The organism is Rhodococcus sp. ACT016, from assembly GCF_050477185.1.
Classification (GTDB): Bacteria; Actinomycetota; Actinomycetes; order Mycobacteriales; family Mycobacteriaceae; genus Prescottella.
The window spans coordinates 4,498,335-4,513,503 of sequence record NZ_JBEAET010000001.1 but is presented as its reverse complement, the minus strand read 5'-3'; the positions used below and the strand labels follow the sequence as shown (position 1 = coordinate 4,513,503).

General features: G+C 69.7%; 13 protein-coding genes. 4 read left to right on the top strand and 9 right to left on the bottom strand.

Features of this window, described 5'->3' with window-relative positions:
* Positions 1-14: 14 nt before the first annotated feature.
* On the bottom strand, positions 15-1,148 hold the full coding sequence (locus ACQ5DX_RS20715) for an LLM class flavin-dependent oxidoreductase (RefSeq protein ID WP_430334357.1): 1,134 nt from the start codon (positions 1,146-1,148) through the stop codon (positions 15-17).
* Positions 1,149-1,383: 235 nt separating this feature from the next.
* Between ACQ5DX_RS20715 and ACQ5DX_RS20710 the strand changes: the two genes are divergently transcribed.
* From ACQ5DX_RS20710 to ACQ5DX_RS20700, 3 genes are read left to right on the top strand one after another with little or no spacing between them, the layout of a single operon-like run.
* On the top strand, positions 1,384-2,454 hold the full coding sequence (locus ACQ5DX_RS20710) for a cupin domain-containing protein (protein WP_430334356.1): 1,071 nt from the start codon (positions 1,384-1,386) through the stop codon (positions 2,452-2,454).
* A 5-nt stretch (positions 2,455-2,459) separates the two neighbouring features.
* Complete coding sequence (locus ACQ5DX_RS20705; protein WP_430334355.1) at positions 2,460-3,281, top strand: fumarylacetoacetate hydrolase family protein; 822 nt, start codon at positions 2,460-2,462, stop codon at positions 3,279-3,281.
* An 8-nt stretch (positions 3,282-3,289) separates the two neighbouring features.
* The gene (locus tag ACQ5DX_RS20700) at positions 3,290-4,006 is read left to right on the top strand and encodes a maleylpyruvate isomerase family mycothiol-dependent enzyme (RefSeq protein ID WP_430334354.1); all 717 of its coding nucleotides are present in this window, start codon (positions 3,290-3,292) and stop codon (positions 4,004-4,006) included.
* A gap of 30 nt (positions 4,007-4,036) precedes the next feature.
* Here ACQ5DX_RS20700 and ACQ5DX_RS20695 read toward each other — a convergent pair whose 3' ends face one another.
* Positions 4,037-4,603: a CGNR zinc finger domain-containing protein gene (locus ACQ5DX_RS20695; protein WP_430334353.1), complete on the bottom strand. Its 567-nt coding sequence runs from the start codon at positions 4,601-4,603 to the stop codon at positions 4,037-4,039.
* Positions 4,604-4,695: 92 nt separating this feature from the next.
* On the opposite strand from ACQ5DX_RS20695, the gene ACQ5DX_RS20690 reads away from it, so the two are divergent.
* A complete protein-coding gene (locus ACQ5DX_RS20690) occupies positions 4,696-6,243 on the top strand; it encodes an FAD-dependent monooxygenase (RefSeq protein WP_430334352.1) in 1,548 nt (515 codons plus the stop codon).
* A 9-nt stretch (positions 6,244-6,252) separates the two neighbouring features.
* Here ACQ5DX_RS20690 and hutG read toward each other — a convergent pair whose 3' ends face one another.
* The 7 genes from hutG to ACQ5DX_RS20655 form a co-directional block, all read right to left on the bottom strand.
* A complete protein-coding gene (hutG, locus tag ACQ5DX_RS20685; RefSeq protein WP_430334351.1) occupies positions 6,253-7,218 on the bottom strand; it encodes a formimidoylglutamase in 966 nt (321 codons plus the stop codon).
* A 22-nt stretch (positions 7,219-7,240) separates the two neighbouring features.
* Positions 7,241-8,434, bottom strand: coding sequence for an imidazolonepropionase (gene hutI, locus ACQ5DX_RS20680; RefSeq protein WP_430334350.1), 1,194 nt, complete (start codon positions 8,432-8,434; stop codon positions 7,241-7,243).
* 50 nt (positions 8,435-8,484) lie between these two features.
* Positions 8,485-9,924 (bottom strand): purine-cytosine permease family protein, encoded by a 1,440-nt coding sequence (locus ACQ5DX_RS20675; RefSeq protein ID WP_430334349.1) that lies wholly within the window; start codon positions 9,922-9,924, stop codon positions 8,485-8,487.
* Between the two features lie 182 nt (positions 9,925-10,106).
* Complete coding sequence (locus tag ACQ5DX_RS20670) at positions 10,107-11,471, bottom strand: FAD-binding oxidoreductase (protein ID WP_430334348.1); 1,365 nt, start codon at positions 11,469-11,471, stop codon at positions 10,107-10,109.
* A 38-nt stretch (positions 11,472-11,509) separates the two neighbouring features.
* On the bottom strand, positions 11,510-12,577 hold the full coding sequence (locus ACQ5DX_RS20665) for a histidinol-phosphate transaminase (RefSeq protein ID WP_430334347.1): 1,068 nt from the start codon (positions 12,575-12,577) through the stop codon (positions 11,510-11,512).
* The gene (hutH, locus tag ACQ5DX_RS20660; RefSeq protein ID WP_430334346.1) at positions 12,574-14,133 is read right to left on the bottom strand and encodes a histidine ammonia-lyase; all 1,560 of its coding nucleotides are present in this window, start codon (positions 14,131-14,133) and stop codon (positions 12,574-12,576) included. The genes ACQ5DX_RS20665 and hutH overlap by 4 nt, the downstream gene beginning before the upstream one ends.
* 149 nt (positions 14,134-14,282) lie before the next feature.
* Positions 14,283-15,071: an IclR family transcriptional regulator gene (locus ACQ5DX_RS20655; RefSeq protein ID WP_430334345.1), complete on the bottom strand. Its 789-nt coding sequence runs from the start codon at positions 15,069-15,071 to the stop codon at positions 14,283-14,285.
* Positions 15,072-15,169: the final 98 nt, after the last annotated feature.

The following is a 15,169-nucleotide window of genomic DNA, read 5'->3' as shown; positions in this document are numbered from 1 at the left end:
CAACCACTTCCGCGTCACTGGCGCAGGCCGGCTTCGCGCATGAGCGGCAGCACGCGCTCCCCGAAGTACTCGAGTTCCTGGACGTAGTCGAGGAAGCCGACCATCATGCCGCCGACGCCGGCCTGCTCCAGCTCGAGGAGCTGGTCGACGATCTGCTCCGGGGTTCCGATGAGCGGGTAGCCGCCGTAGCCGAGGATGAACCGCTCCTGCATGGCCTTGATCTTGTCGAAGGAGCCGCTCTCGGAGCCCAGTCCGCCGGACACCTGGCGGGCGACGTCCCAGTCGCCCTGTTCGAGGATGTGGTCGAGAAGCTGCTTGGTCTCCTTCTCGGTGTCGCGGCAGATGATGTTGCCGTAGCTGAGGATTCCCAGGTCGCTGCCCTGCTCCTGGGCGATGCCGCGCACCCGCGACGCGGTGTCCTTCGCCTCCGCGGGGTCGGAGAACGCGATGAAGTTGAAATCGCATTCCCGAGCGCAGAATTCGAGTCCGGCGGGCGAGTTGCCGGCGTTCACCAGCACCGGGTACGGCTGCTGGATCGGCTTGGGCGAGGAGAACGCGTCCTTGATCTCGAAGAACTCGCCGGTGAAGTTCACGCCCTCACCCTCGGTCCACATGCGCTTGACGACCTCGATCCACTCCGAGCCGTAGCGGTAGCGGACGTCGTGCTCGCGCTGGGTGCCGCCGAACATCTCCATCTCGGCCTTGTACCAGCCCATGGTCATGTTCAGTCCGTGCCGTCCACCGGAGATGTGGTCGACGGTCACCGACTCCTTGGCGGCCACGATCGGGTGTTTGGTGGGGACGTGAATCGTGGTGAACACCATGATGTTCTCGGTGGCCTCGGCGATACCGGCCGCCCACGCGTGGGTCTCGTAATTGGAGCCGTTGAAGTTCGTCTCGCCACCCATGCCCCGGTAGCGGGCGACGGGGAGCATCGCCTCGAAGCCGAGACGGTCGGCGAGCTGGGCGATCTTCTTGCCGTGGTCCCACGTCAGTTCGTAGGTGGTCTCCGCGTGCGTGGCCATCAGCCCGTGGCTGACGTTCGAGCCGAAGATGCCGAGCTTCATCCGGTTGTCGTTGAACATCGCGACACCGCTCGCGCGGCGGGCCTCTAGCAGTTCGTCGTAGCTCATCGTCGGGGTGGACATGTCGTTCTCCTCTGCAAGGGGCGGGGCACCGGCCGTTCTCCGGGTCGGTCGGCGTCGGTGTGCAGGCACGGTAGGCAGGCGAATCGCGCCGGAACTATGCGCGAAGCGCAGCCACGCAGGCCGGTTTGCGCAGAAACCGGCGCAAGTTCCGCACAGCAGAATTGCGTGGGCCTGCGCCGGTGCGCCTACGTACGTTGGGGCGGACGTCGCACGCGAGTGCTCACGAGGAGAGTCCATGACTGCCGCCGAAGCCCACGAACCCGAGCTGGATCAGCTGTACGCCGATTTCGCCACCGAGAACCTCAACCCGCTGTGGACGCAGCTGGGCGACCTCATGCCGATGGCACCGAAGTCGAAAGCCGTTCCATTCGTGTGGAAGTGGTCCACGCTGTACCCGTTGGCTCAGCGCGCCGGCGATCTGGTCCCGGTCGGGCGCGGCGGCGAGCGTCGCGCCATCGCGCTGGCGAATCCGGGTCTCGGCGGGGTGCCGTACGTGACGCCCACCTTGTGGGCGGCGATCCAGTACCTGGGCCCGCGCGAGACCGCACCGGAGCACCGCCACTCGCAGAACGCCTTCCGGTTCGTCGTCGAGGGTGAGGGCGTGTGGACCGTCGTCAACGGCGACCCGGTCGCGATGCGTCGCGGCGACTTCCTGCTGACACCCGGCTGGGCCTTCCACGGTCACCACAACGAGACCGATCACCCGATGGCGTGGATCGACGGGTTGGACATCCCGTTCGTGAACTACACCGACACCGGGTTCTTCGAGTTCGGATCCGACGGCGTGACCGATACGTCGACACCGGATGTTTCACGCTCGGAACGGCTCTGGGCGCACCCGGGTCTGCGGCCACTGGTCGGGGTCGGCGCACAGACGAGTTCCCCGATCGCGTGCTACCGGTGGGAGCACACCGACGCCGCACTGAGGGAACAGCTCGCGCTCGAGGCGGAGGGCTACCCGGCAACCTCCGAACCCGGGCATGCCGCCGTTCGGTACACCAACCCGACCACGGGTGGGGACGTGATGCCGACGATCCGGGCCGAGTTCCACCGCCTGCGTCCCGGCGCGTCGACCCGCACCCGCCGGGACGTCGGCTCGACGGTGTTCCAGGTGTTCGAGGGCGAGGGCCGCTTCCTGCTCGGCGATCAGGCTCACGTCGTCGCGAAGGGCGACATGATCGTCGTCCCGTCGTGGGTGCCGTGGTCCCTCGAAACCGACGGCGGTATAGATCTTTTCGCCTTCTCGGACGCGCCGATCGTGGAGCGTCTGCAGTTTCATCGCACTCATATCTCCGAAGGAGTCTGACCCTCATGCGTCTCGCCACTCTTCGTCGCGGCGACGGAACCGCGGCCGTCCGCGTCGATTCCGACACCTCCGCCACCGCCATCGACGGGTACGCGGACCTGTCGGCACTGCTGAACGACCCGGACTGGAGGACCGTCGCCGAGAAGGCGTCGGGAGCGGTCGTCGACCTCGCGTACGCCGACTACGCGCCGGTGGTGCCGAACCCCGGGAAGATCGTGTGCGTGGGCCTGAACTACGGCACCCACATCAAGGAGATGGGCCGCGAACTCCCCGAGTACCCGACGCTGTTCTCGAAGTTCAAGGAAGCGCTCACGGGTCCGTACGACGACGTGATCGTGCCCGCCTACGCGGCGTCGCAGCTCGACTGGGAAGCAGAGCTGGCCGTCGTCATCGGCGAGCAGGCGTACCGGGTGTCCGAGGCCGACGCGGACGCCTACATCGCCGGCTACTCGGTGATCAACGACTACACGATGCGCGACTACCAGTACCGCACCCTGCAGTGGGATCAGGGCAAGACGTTCGAGAAGACCAGCGGCTTCGGCCCGGTCCTCGACACCGATTACAAGCTCGGTACCCGCATCGAGACCCGGCTCGAGGGCGAGGTCATGCAGTCGGCCACCACCGACGACCTGGTGTTCACGCCCGCCAAGCTGGTGGACTACATCTCCCACATCGTCACGCTCCAGCCCGGTGACGTCATCATCACCGGCACCACCGGCGGCGTCGGACATGCGCGCAAGCCCGCGCGCTACATCGGTGACGGGGATACCGTCGAGGTGAGCATCGAGGGACTCGGCTCGGTGCGCAACAAGACCATCGTCGAGTAGGAGTGCTCGTGGCCTTCAACGATCTGGATCTGGGCGAGCGCCTGGACATCGCGCGCGAAGGAACCGCGTACTTCGCGCAGCGGCTGGCGGTGCTGTCGGACGCGGATTTCGACGGCCCGAGCCTGCTCGCGGGGTGGGCCAGGCGGAAGCTGATTGCGCACGTCGGCTACAACGCCGCCGCGTTGTGCCGGATCCTGGACTGGGCGGCGACCGGCATCGAGACGCCGATGTACGAGTCCATGGAGCAGCGGGCCCGGGAGATCGACGAAGGCGCGACCCTCAGCCCTGGATCGTTGCGAAACCTGTTCACCCACACGGCGGCCCAGCTCGACGAGAAGTGGCGCATCCTCCCGGACCCGGCCTGGACGGCACAGGTCCGGACCGCGCAGGGGCGGATGGTGCCGGCGTCGGAGACGGCGTGGATGCGCAGCCGTGAGGTGTGGATCCACGCCGTGGACCTAGGCAACGGTGGCCGGTTCGAGGACATCCCGGAGGTGGTGCTCGACTCCCTGCTCGACGACATCGTCGGCGTGTGGCGCCGCAAGGGCGAGGGTGCGGGGTTGGCCCTCGAGGTGGACGAGCGACGGTTGGTCGTGGTGCAGGAGGATGCGCCGCCCACGGACACCGTCGTGGGCCCACTCGCGTCCGTCGTCCGATGGGCGTCGGGCCGCGGGGCGATCGGGTTGAGCGCGGGCTCGGACCTGGAACCGCCGCGCTGGCTGTGACCGGCCGTTCCTGCCGCCCCGGCAGCGCGGTCAGCCGGCCGAGTGTTTGAGGCGATGGTTCGCGACGCGGGCTCGGGTCGCGCACCGAGGTGTGCAGTAGCGCTGCGGAGCCCGGCGCCCGGAGTCGATGAAGAAGTCGTCGCACCCGGGCGCCTCGCACGTGCCCCACGCGCACGAGCCCTTCTCGCTCAGCCACAGCCCGAGCGCGAACGCGGCAGTCGACGCAAACCACTGCGCGCGGTTCGTCGTGTCGGAGCGCAGGTGCATCGACCAGGGGCGCCCGGGGAGTTGGACGAGGTGCGGGTGGGCCGGATACCGGTTCAACGTGGCATTGATCCGCCGTGCTGCCGCATCGGGTTCCTGGGCGGCGAGAATCCCGACGATGTCGTCGATCGCAGCATGGAGTTCGGCGGCATCGCCGCGGCTCGGTAGGGCGGTGCCGGGTGCGGTATGTCGGTCGACGAGCTCCTGGAAGGCGTCGATCGGGAGCGTCGAGTCGTTGCGGTACGCGTTCGCGACGTCGACGACGAACCGCAGGCCGCGAGGATTGTCGCCGCGCAGATCCACCATCAGCTCCTCCGGAAAACGGGTAGACAACTACCGGTCACTGTAACGTAAATTCGAGCGAGTTAGCGTTACAGGGTCGGAGTGTTCCGGGTTCGTGTGGACCTGGCGGAGGGAGGGTGTGAATGCGACATCGAACGAGTGGGGTCGTCATCGTCGGAGGTGGGCCGGTCGGGCTCGTGCTGTCGATTATGCTCTCCCGCAACGGGATCGAGAATACGTTGGTGGAGAAGCGTCCGCGCACGTCGGTGCACCCGAAGGCCCGTGGGATCTCGGCCCGGTCGATGGAAGTGCTACGCCGGGTGGGGCTCGAGGATCGGGTGCGGTCGGCCGGATTGCCTCCCGAACACGTGTCGATGTACTGCGGAACGACTCTGACCGCACCCGATTTCGTGCGCGCCACCGTCGATCCGGGTGCCGACGGCCGGGAGGTCACTCCCGCGCCCGGGGTGATCTGCTCGCAGGACGTCCTCGAGGCGATCCTGTTCGAGGAGGCGAGCGAACTCGCCGGGGGCGCAATTCGATTCGGTTCCGAGGTCGCCTCGTTCACCGAGGATCGGGCCGGTGTGTCGGCCGACCTGCGCGACTCGAGTACCGGCGCGCGGTCGAGCATCGAGGCCGACTACCTCGTCGGCTGCGACGGATCCAGGAGTACCGTCCGGGCGCAGTGCGGGATCCGGATGGACGGCGACACGGGGCTGGGGCACTACGTCAGCGTCCGGTTCCGCGCACCGTTGGGTGCACTCGTCGCCGACCGGGTCAGCGCCTCCTACTTCCTCACCCCGCCCGGCCGGGGCGGGTTCATGGCGATCGACAACGACACCCACTGGATCTATCAGTACCCCTACGATCCCGAGACCGAGGATCCGACGGTGTTCGAGGAGTCCCGGTGGGGCGAGATCGTCCGTGCCGCCGCCGGTGTCGATGACCTCGACGTATCGGTCGTCGACACATCGGTGTGGCGGATGGACGCCGCACTGGCCGCCGCGTACCGGCACCGGCGCGTGTTCCTGGCCGGTGACGCGGCCCATGCCGTTCCGCCGACCGGTGGGCACGGGATGAACGTCGGTATCGGCGACGCCGACAACCTGGCGTGGAAACTTGCCGCCGTCCTGTCCGGGCACGCCGGTGACGGGCTGCTCGACACCTACGAGGCCGAGCGCAGGCCCATCGCCCGGCAGGTCATCGACGTCGCACTCGGCAATGCCTGCGCCCGCGGCGGGTACCGCATCGACGACGAACTGCTCCTGACCGCGCGGTACCGGTCGGAGGCCGTCGTCGACGCCGCCGAACACGCAGGATCGTCGATCGACACCGGCGGCTACACCCCGTCGGGCCTGCCGGGGCATCGACTTCCGCACGTGCGGATGACCGGTTCGCGCTCGACCCTCGACCTGATCGGCACCGGGTTCACTCTGCTCCACGGCCCCACGGCAGGCGAGCAGTGGCGCGACCGTGTCGACGATGCTGCCCGACAGGGCCTTCCGATCACCGCGTCCGTTCTGACGGGGCAGGCCGCGTCCGGCGAGACGTGGGACCGGCTCCGGCGCCTGTGCGGGCTCGCGGATACCGGCGCCGTGCTGGTGCGACCCGACGGGCACATCGCCTGGCGCGCCGAGGACTCCGGCTCCGGCGCCGCCCTGGCGGCGGCACTGGCGTCGCTGCTCGGGTGAGCCCGGTGATCAGCGCGTCGGCGACACGTGCCCGGAGACGATGCGGTGGATCAGCCGCGCGGCGGTCCGGGCCGTCCGGTTGTCCACGTCGATGGACGGGTTGAGCTCGGCGACGTCGACGACGGCCAGCTTGCCGCTCACGCTGACCTGATCGCACACCCGCTGGATGATCTCCAGCGGCACGCCGTAGGCCGCGGGTGCGCTGACACCGGGAGCGACGGCGGCCGGCAGGACGTCGAGGTCGATCGTCAGGTAGACGATGTCGACGTCGTCGAGGAAATCGGTGACGAACTCGTCGACGCGGTCCCGATCGGCCACGCCGCAGTGCTCGTCGAGCAGGTACCGCACGCCGAGCCGGTGCGCGGTCTCGAACAACGTGTTGGTGTTGCTCGGCTGGCTGATGCCGATCACGTCGTAGCGGTGGCTCGTGCCCGCAGACTCCTCGGCCTCGGCGATCTGCCGGAACGGCGTGCCCGAGCTCGGCACCACGTCGGAGCGCAGGTCGAAGTGCGCATCGAGGTTGAGGATGCCGAGACGCGGATGCTGCTGTCGCAGTTGCGATCCGGCGACACCCAGGTAGGTGCCGTAGGCGACCTCGTGACCGCCGCCGAGGACGACCGGCAGCCGTCCCGAGTCGAGGGCGGTCGTCACGGCGGCGCCGAGCGCCTCCTGGCCGGCCTCGAGCCCGTCGCCCGTCACGGCGACGGTGCCCGCGTCGGACAGCGTCGTCTCGTTCTCCAACGCCATCGAGGACAGAGCCTTGCGCAGCGCGTCGGGGCCGGCGGACGCGCCCTGGCGTCCCTTGTTGCGGCGCACGCCCTCGTCGCTCGCGAACCCGATCAGGACCGTGCCGGTCCCGGCGCCCGGGCGGTAGGGGGTGACGGCCTGGTGCCAGCGGAGGTGCTCCGGTCCGGTGCCGTCGGTCCGGCCGGACCACGGGCGGGGTGCGATGTCGACGTTGATGTGGTCGGTCATGTCAGATCCCTGTTTCGGTCGATCAGTTCGTGGACGTCGCGAGAACGCCGTTCTTGAACACCTCGCGGACGAGCGGCACACCGGGGCGGTACGCGAGGTGCAGGTACGACGGGGCGTCGAGCGCGATCGCATCGGCGCGGGCACCGATCCGCAGGCTGCCGACGTCGTCGCGGCGCAGCGCCTTCGCGCCGCCGGCGGTGGCAGCCCACACCGCCTCGGCGGGGGTCATGTGCATGTCCCGCACCGCGATGGCGATGCAGAACGGCAGGCTGGTGGTGTAGCAGGTGCCGGGGTTGCAGTCGGCGCCGAGCGCCACAGTGACGCCGGCGTCGATCAGCGTGCGGGCGCCGGGGTACTGGTTGCGGGTGGAGAAGTCCGCGCCGGGGAGCAAGGTCGCGACGGTGTCGCTGCCGGCGAGCGCGTCGATGTCGGCGCCGGTGACGTAGGTGACGTGGTCCACCGAGGCCGCGCCCATCTCGACGGCCAGCTGCACGCCCGGGCCCTCGCCGAGTTGGTTGCCGTGCACGCGGGGGATCAGGCCGTGCGCGACACCGGCGGTGAGGACGGCGCGCGACTGCTCGAGGGTGAACGCGCCGCGCTCGCAGAACACGTCGATCCACTTGGCGTGCGGGGCGCACGCCGGGATCATCTCGTCGACCGCCATCGCCACGTACTCGTCGCCGCGGCCGGCGTACTCCGGCGGCGGGACGTGCGCGGCCAGCAGCGTGACCTCGTCGGTGAACCGGCTCGCGATCTGTACGCTGCGCAGCTCGTCGCGGGTGCTCTGGCCGTAGCCGGACTTGATCTCGACGGTGGTGCTGCCCGAGCGCAGCGACTCGTCGAGCAGGCGCTGCACGTTGGCGGCGAGCTGCTCGTCGGTCGCGGCGCGGGTGGCCTCGATGGTGGTGCGGATGCCGCCGGCGGCGTACTTCTCGCCGGACATGCGGGCCGCGAACTCCTCGGCCCGCTCGCCGGAGAACACCAAGTGGGAGTGGCTCTCGACGAAGCCGGGCAGCACGGCCCGGCCGCCGAGATCGTGCCCGGCGTCGGCGGCCGGGGCGTCCGCGGAGTCACCGACCCACGCGACTACGCCGTCCTCGAAGACGACCGCTGCGTCGTGTCGGACACCCAGCGCCCCCTCGCCCAGAGTGGGGTCGTTGGTGACGAGGGTTCCGATGTTCGTCAGTGCGGTGGTCCGGGGACCGGTCGTGGTCACGTGTGGCTCCTAGGTGACTGTCGTGAGGGTTCGGTGGTCTGTGACCGGGCTCAGACCCGGCTGTCGACCATCGAGGTGTGGGCGGGGTAGATCATTTCGGCGGGGGCCTTGCTCGTCCGCTTGGCGACCGGGTAGTAGATCAATCCGGTGAGCACGATGCCGACGAGCCAGGAGATGTCCGCGCCGCCGAGCATGTCGGTGATCGGGCCGGTGTACATCTTCTGCGCCAGGAACGGGATCTGGGCGAGCACGCCGACGGCGTAGACGGCCAGGGCCGGGACGTTCCAGGCTCCGTAGCGCCCCTTCGGGTCGTACAGCGCCGGGATGTCGATGCGTTCCTTCGAGATCAGGTAGTAGTCGATCAGGTTGATCGCACTCCACGGCGTGAACACCATGAGCAGCACCAGGACGAAGTTCTTGAAGTTGTCCAGGAAGTCCGCGCTGGCCGCGATCGCGATGAACATCGAGACGACGGTGAAGCCGAGGATGTAGAACGTGCGGGCCTTCGTGGAGATCTGCGTCCGGCCGTCGAACGCGGTGACGGTGGTGAGGATCGACATGAATCCGCCGTACGCGTTGAGGACGTTGACGGTCAGCTTGCCGACCACGATCACCAGGTAGATCAGGAACGCGATGATCGCCGGGCCGGCGAGATCGCCCATGAAGCCGACCTGGTTGCCGAGGAACGCGTCACCCGCGACAGCGGCGACGAGGGCGCCGAAGGTCATCGACCACTGCGACCCGACGACGCTGCCGAGGAAAGTGGACCAGAACGTGGTGCGCTCGCTGGTCTCGCGGGGCAGGTACCGGGAGTAGTCGGCCACGTACGGACCGAACGTGAGCTGCCAGCCTGCGCCGAGGGAGATGGCCAGCAGGAAGGTCACGAAGTCGAAGTCGACGGTCCCGACGTAGTTCGCGACGTCGTACTCGAGGAACAGGCGGATGGCCAGGTACGTGAAGCCGATGATGCCGACGACGGTCGCGATGCGGCCGACGATGTGGATCAGCTTGTAGCCGGTGACCGCCACGAACGCCGTGAGCAATCCGAAGATCACGATGCCGACCTTGGCGTTGTCGATACCGAGCACCTTGTTCACAGCCTGTCCGGCCAGGACGGTGCCGGTGGCGGCGAAGCCGAGGTACATCAGGATCACGAGCACGAGCGGGATGACCGCGCCCTTGACGCCGAACTGGGCGCGGCTCGAGATCATCTGCGGCAGGCCCATCCGGGGGCCCTGTGCCGAGTGGAGCGCCATCACGGCGCCGCCGAAGACGTTGCCGATCAGCAGACCCAGGATTGCCCACAGTGCGTCGGCGCCGAATACGACGGCCAGGGCGCCGTCGACGACGGCTGTGATCTGCATGTTCGCGCCGAACCACAGCGTGAACTGGCTACGGGGGGTGCCGTGGCGCTCGTCGTCGGGGACGACGTCGATGGTGCGTCGTTCCGGGGCGAGGAGCACCTCGGATGTGCTGCCGTCGTGTGTCATGGGGCCTGCTCTTTCTGCGGTGACCGCACCGTGTGGTCGGTCCGACTTCCGGGGGTGATGCCCACCTTCTTCGTGCTTGTGCGCTGGGTCACGCCGTAGCTGTCAGAGGAAAATGTATAGGCCTGTATATACAAGTTGTCAACATCCGGGTTTGTGTCCGGATTGTTTTTCCTGGTCGCCGGTCAGAAGCCCTTCCCGGGATTCATCAGACCGAGCGGATCGAACGCGGCCTTCACCGCGCGATGGATGTCCAAACCAGCCTCTCCAACTTCGAGCGCCATCCAGCGTCGCTTCAACACTCCGACGCCGTGCTCACCTGTAAGGGTGCCATCCAGCTCGAGAGCGCGCCGGAACACCTCGTCCGCGGCCGCCCAGACGGCGTCCGGGACCGACCCGTCCGCGAGCCGGTCGAACACGAACGTCGGGTGCACATTGCCGTCCCCGGCGTGCGCGACCGTCATCACGGTCACCCCGTGACGGCGCGAGATCTCCTCGATCGACTCCACCATCTCGGGCAACCGCGACCGTGGCACGCCGACGTCCTCGACCAGGCACTGTCCGAGGCGTTCGGCCGCCGGGTACGCCAGCCGGCGAATCTCGAGCAACTGGGCCGATTCGGCGGGGTCCTGCGACAGGGCGACGAAGTCGGCCCCGGCGTCCATGAAGTGTCGCTCGATCGCCGCGGCCGCCTCGTCGGCGTCTGGCCCGTCCGCCTGCGCGATGAGCATGGCCGCGGTCCCGGACTCGAGGCCGATGCGCTTCCACTCGTCGATGGCCACCAGGGTGGCGCGGTCGATCAGTTCGAGCAGGCTCGGTCCGATGCCCGCGCGCACCACGGCGGCGACGGCGTCGGCGGCCGCGCGCAGCGACGCGAAGCTGCCGACGATCGTCGCCGGCTCGCGGGGCGGGCGCGGACGCAGGCGCACCGTCGCGCCGGTGACGATGCCGAGGGTGCCCTCGGAACCGACCAGCAGGCCGGTCAGGTCGTACCCGGCGACGCCCTTGACGGTGCGGTGCCCGGTCCGCAGGATCCGGCCGTCGGCCAGCACCACCTCCAGCCCCAGCACCGAATCCCGGGTGACGCCGTACTTGACGCAGCGCAGGCCGCCCGCGTTGGTCGCGATGTTCCCGCCGATCGTCGAGATCTGATAGCTGCTCGGATCGGGGGCGTACATCAGCCCGTGCTCGGCGGCCGCCCGGTCGAGGTCGGCGTTCACCACACCGGCCTGCACCACCGCGAGCTGGTCCGCGGCGTTCAGTTCGACGATCGAGCGCATGGCCGCGGTCGACACCACGAGGCAGCCGTCGATGGCGGTGGCGCCGCCGGCCAGTCCGCTGCCGGCGCCGCGGGGAACCACCGGAACACGATGGGCGGTAGCCCATTTCATGGCCGCCGCGACGTCGTCGGTGGAGTCCGCGATCAACACGGCGAGGGGTCGGCCGGGTATCGCCAGATGGGCCTCGTCCCGGGTGTAGGCGTCCATGACGTCGGGGTCGGTGACGAGTCGGCTCGAGCCGAGCGCGTCGGCGAGTGCGGTGAGGGACATGTCGGTGTTCCTTCGTGGTGTCGGGCAGCCGTGGTGGATCAGCGGGCGGTGAGGTCGTCGACGGCGGCGAGCACCGCGTCCTCGGCGTCCCGGTCGCCGACGCTCACCCGCACGCCTTCGCCGGCGAACGTGCGGACGGACACGCCGTGCGCCACGCAGGCCGCGTCGAGTGCCGTCGCCCGCTCGCTCTCCGGGATCCACACGAAGTTGCCTCCGCTGGGCGGTGTTTCGATGCCCCGAGCGGCGAGTCCCGATTGCAGGTGCCGGCGTCCGGCCCGCACCGACTCCACGATCCGGTCGGTGTGCCCGGAGTCGGCGAGCGCGGCGCACGCCGCGGCCTCGGCAACCGAGCTCAGTCCGAACGGGGGCGCGGCGGCGTGCAGCGGAGCGGCGACGGCCGAGTCGGCAACCGCATACCCCACGCGCAGGCCGGCCAGACCGTACGCCTTCGAGAACGTCCGCAGCACCACGACGTTCGGGTACTCGCGCAGCAACTCCACGCCGTCGACGCGTTCGTCGGCGAACTCGCGATAGGCCTCGTCGAGGATCACCAGGACGTCGGAAGGCACGCCGTCCAGTAGTCGTCGCACCTCGGGCTCGGTGAGTTCGGTGCCCGTCGGATTGTTCGGGTTGCACACGAGGACGGCGCGGGTGTGCGGCGTCACCGCCGCGATCATCGCGTCGACGTCGTGGCGGTGCTGCGTGTCGAGCGGCACCGGAACGGCTGTGGCACCGGCGATTCCGATGAGGATCGGGTACGCCTCGTAGCTGCGCCACGCGTGCACCACCTCGGTGCCAGGTCCGGTGAACGCTGTGAGGACCTGCTGCAGCAGTGCCAGCGAACCGGCGCCCGTGAGCACCGCGTCGGCCGGTACGGACAGCCGCTCGGCCAGCGCCGCCACCAGGTCGTCGGCGAACAGCGTCGGGTACAGGTGCCCGTGCGCGCCGACGCGGGTGATCGCCTCGACGACGGCGGGCGAAGGGGCGATGGTGGATTCGTTGCTCGACGCGCGCCAGCGGACTGTCGCCGCGCCCGACGCCCTCGAATACGTGGGCAGCGCATCGATCTCGGGCCGGGCCCGGGGCAGGGCGATCGGCCGGGTCACTGCAGGGCTCCGATCTCGTCCTCGACGGCGGCCACAAGCGCGCCCGACGCCGCCAGCGCGACCACCTGCTCGATCTCCGGCGAGAGGAAGCGGTCGGTGCCCGGTCCGGCCACGCGCTCCCGGACGGCGCGGACCACCGCACCGGTTCCGGGCGCGGGCTGCAGTGGTGCACGCAGGTCGATTCCCCGCGCCGCGGTGAGGATCTCGATGGCGAGAACCCGGGTGAGGCCGTCGACCGCGCGGCGCAGCTTGCGCGCGCCGGACCAGCCCATCGAGACGTGGTCCTCCTGCATCGCCGAGGACGGAATGGAGTCGACGCTCGACGGCACCGCGAGACGCTTGAGTTCGGAAACGATCGCGGCCTGGGTGTACTGGGCGATCATGTGTCCGCTGTCCACGCCGGGGTCGTCGGCGAGGAACGGGGGCAGCCCGTGGTTGCGGGAGACGTCGAGGAAGCGGTCGGTGCGGCGCTCGCTGATGCTCGCGACGTCGGCCGCGACGATCGCGAGGAAGTCCAGGACGTAGGCCACGGGGGCGCCGTGGAAGTTGCCGTTGGACTCCACCCGGCCGTCGTGCGTGACTACCGGGTTGTCGACCGCCGACGCGAGTTCGCGCAGCGCCACCGTGCGGGCGTGCTCGACGGTGTCGCGCGCGCCACCGGCCACCTGCGGTGCACACCGCAGCGAGTAGGCGTCCTGGACGCGGGTGTCCTCGGGGCCGGCGTGGCTCGCGACGATCGGGGACCCGGCGAGGATCCGGGACATGTTGGCGGCGGCCGAGGCCTGGCCGGGGTGCGGGCGCAGCGCCTGCAGGTCGGCGGCGAACACACGGTCGGTTCCCAGCAAGCCCTCGACGCTCATGGCGGCCGCGATGTCGGCCAGCTTGAGCAGATGGTCGAGGTCGGTGACGGCGAGCGCGAGCTGGCCGAGCATTCCGTCGGTGCCGTTGATGAGGGCCAGGCCCTCCTTCTCGGCGAGGACGACGGGTGTCAGGCCGTGCTCGGCCAGCGCGTCGGCGGCGTCGAGCAGGCGGCCGTCGGCGGTGCGGACGGTGCCCTCTCCGGTCACCGCGAGGGCGACGTGGGCGAGCGGGGCGAGGTCGCCGGAGCAGCCGAGGCTGCCGTACTCGTGGACCACCGGCGTGATCCCGGCGGTGAGCAGGTCGGCGTAGGCCTTCGCCACCGCGGGGCGCACGCCGGTGCGTCCGGTCGCGAGCGTGGACAGGCGCAGCAGCATCAACGCCCGCACGACCTCGCGCTCGACCTCGGGGCCGGACCCGGCCGCGTGCGAGCGGACCAGGCTGCGTTGCAGCTGGGTCCGCATCTCCTGCGGAATGTGGCGGGTGGCGAGCGCGCCGAAGCCGGTGGAGACGCCGTAGACCGGGCGGGGGTCGGCGGCGAGGTCCTCGATCCGGCTGCGGGAGCGGGCGATCTCGGCGAGGGCGTCGTCGGTGAGGCGCACTCCGTGGCCGTGGCGCGCGACGTCGACGACGTCCTGGATGGAGACGGGTCCGAGCCCGACTGCGACGACGTCGGTGGACTGGGCGGTGAGGGTCATGGGGGCTCCGGGAGGGGTGAACGGTTCGGCCGTCGGAGGGGGAGCGGCGGCCGCGAAAGCGAAATGGTCTCGTATACGAGACCATAGTCTCGTATGTAAGACAAGAGGGTGGTGGGGATTGCCGTGGCGGGGCTCGGTGGGTGGGCGGTTCAGGACTCCATCGACGCCTCGACCATGCGGTCGCTGAGGCTGTCGGAGAAGTGGGTGGCGGCCTCGGTGACCAGCTGGGCCAGCTCCGAGGTCTCGGCGTCGGTCCGGGCGCCGGTCAGGTAGGCGACGCCCAGCGCGGCGACCGGGCGGCCGTCCCGGGTGACGACGGGGCCGGCGATGCACGTGACGCCGTTGGTGGTCGAGTCCCGTTCCACCGCGTACCCCAGCTCGCGATCGGCCCGCAGGAGGGCGCGCAGGTCGTCCAGCGATGCCGGGCCCTCGCCGGTACGCGTGGGCCAGGTGTAGCCGGCGTACAGCGCGCTGAGCTGCTCGGGATCCAGGCGCGCCAGGATCGTGCGTCCGACGGCCGTCAGGTGGGCCGGCAGCCGGGTGCCGACCTCGGTCACCAGTCGGACGCCGGGCTTGAGCGGCTCGCGCTTGTCCAGGTAGATGACGTCGGTCCCCTGCAGGACCGCCAGGTGTGACGTCTCGTCCGCGGCCTGCGTGAGGGCGACCATGTGGCGTTGCCCTTCGCGGTGCAGGGGTCCCGACCGCATGTACGACGCCCCCACCTCGAACGCGGACACGCCGAGCGTCCACGCGCGCTGGTCGGGCCAGTAGGAGACGAATCGGCGGTCCCGCATCACGTTGAGCAGGTGGTGCGTGGTGCTCTTGGGCAGGTCCAGCGCACTCGAGATCTCCGTCGCGGCCATGGGCACGCCCCGGCGGGCGAGCAGGTCGAGCACGTCGAGCACCCGCTCCGCGGACTTGACCCGGCTCGTCGACATCCCACGTCCCTTTCCGATCCCGGCCACCCGGCCGGAGTGCCGCGTCATTGTCCCGACCGGCGTGCCGCGTCATTGTCTCGGATACGAGACCGCGGCAC

Bases quoted from the DNA above. Each gene is read 5' to 3' on its own strand.
- ACQ5DX_RS20670 (WP_430334348.1), bottom strand. From the start codon at position 11,471: ATGTCCCTCACCGCACTCGCCGACGCGCTCGGCTCGAGCCGACTCGTC.
- hutH (WP_430334346.1), bottom strand. From the start codon at position 14,133: ATGACCCTCACCGCCCAGTCCACCGACGTCGTCGCAGTCGGGCTCGGA.
- ACQ5DX_RS20655 (WP_430334345.1), bottom strand. From the start codon at position 15,071: ATGTCGACGAGCCGGGTCAAGTCCGCGGAGCGGGTGCTCGACGTGCTC.
- ACQ5DX_RS20675 (WP_430334349.1), bottom strand. From the start codon at position 9,924: ATGACACACGACGGCAGCACATCCGAGGTGCTCCTCGCCCCGGAACGA.
- hutG (WP_430334351.1), bottom strand. From the start codon at position 7,218: ATGACCGACCACATCAACGTCGACATCGCACCCCGCCCGTGGTCCGGC.
- ACQ5DX_RS20715 (WP_430334357.1), bottom strand. From the start codon at position 1,148: ATGTCCACCCCGACGATGAGCTACGACGAACTGCTAGAGGCCCGCCGC.
- ACQ5DX_RS20690 (WP_430334352.1), top strand. From the start codon at position 4,696: ATGCGACATCGAACGAGTGGGGTCGTCATCGTCGGAGGTGGGCCGGTC.
- ACQ5DX_RS20705 (WP_430334355.1), top strand. From the start codon at position 2,460: ATGCGTCTCGCCACTCTTCGTCGCGGCGACGGAACCGCGGCCGTCCGC.
- ACQ5DX_RS20710 (WP_430334356.1), top strand. From the start codon at position 1,384: ATGACTGCCGCCGAAGCCCACGAACCCGAGCTGGATCAGCTGTACGCC.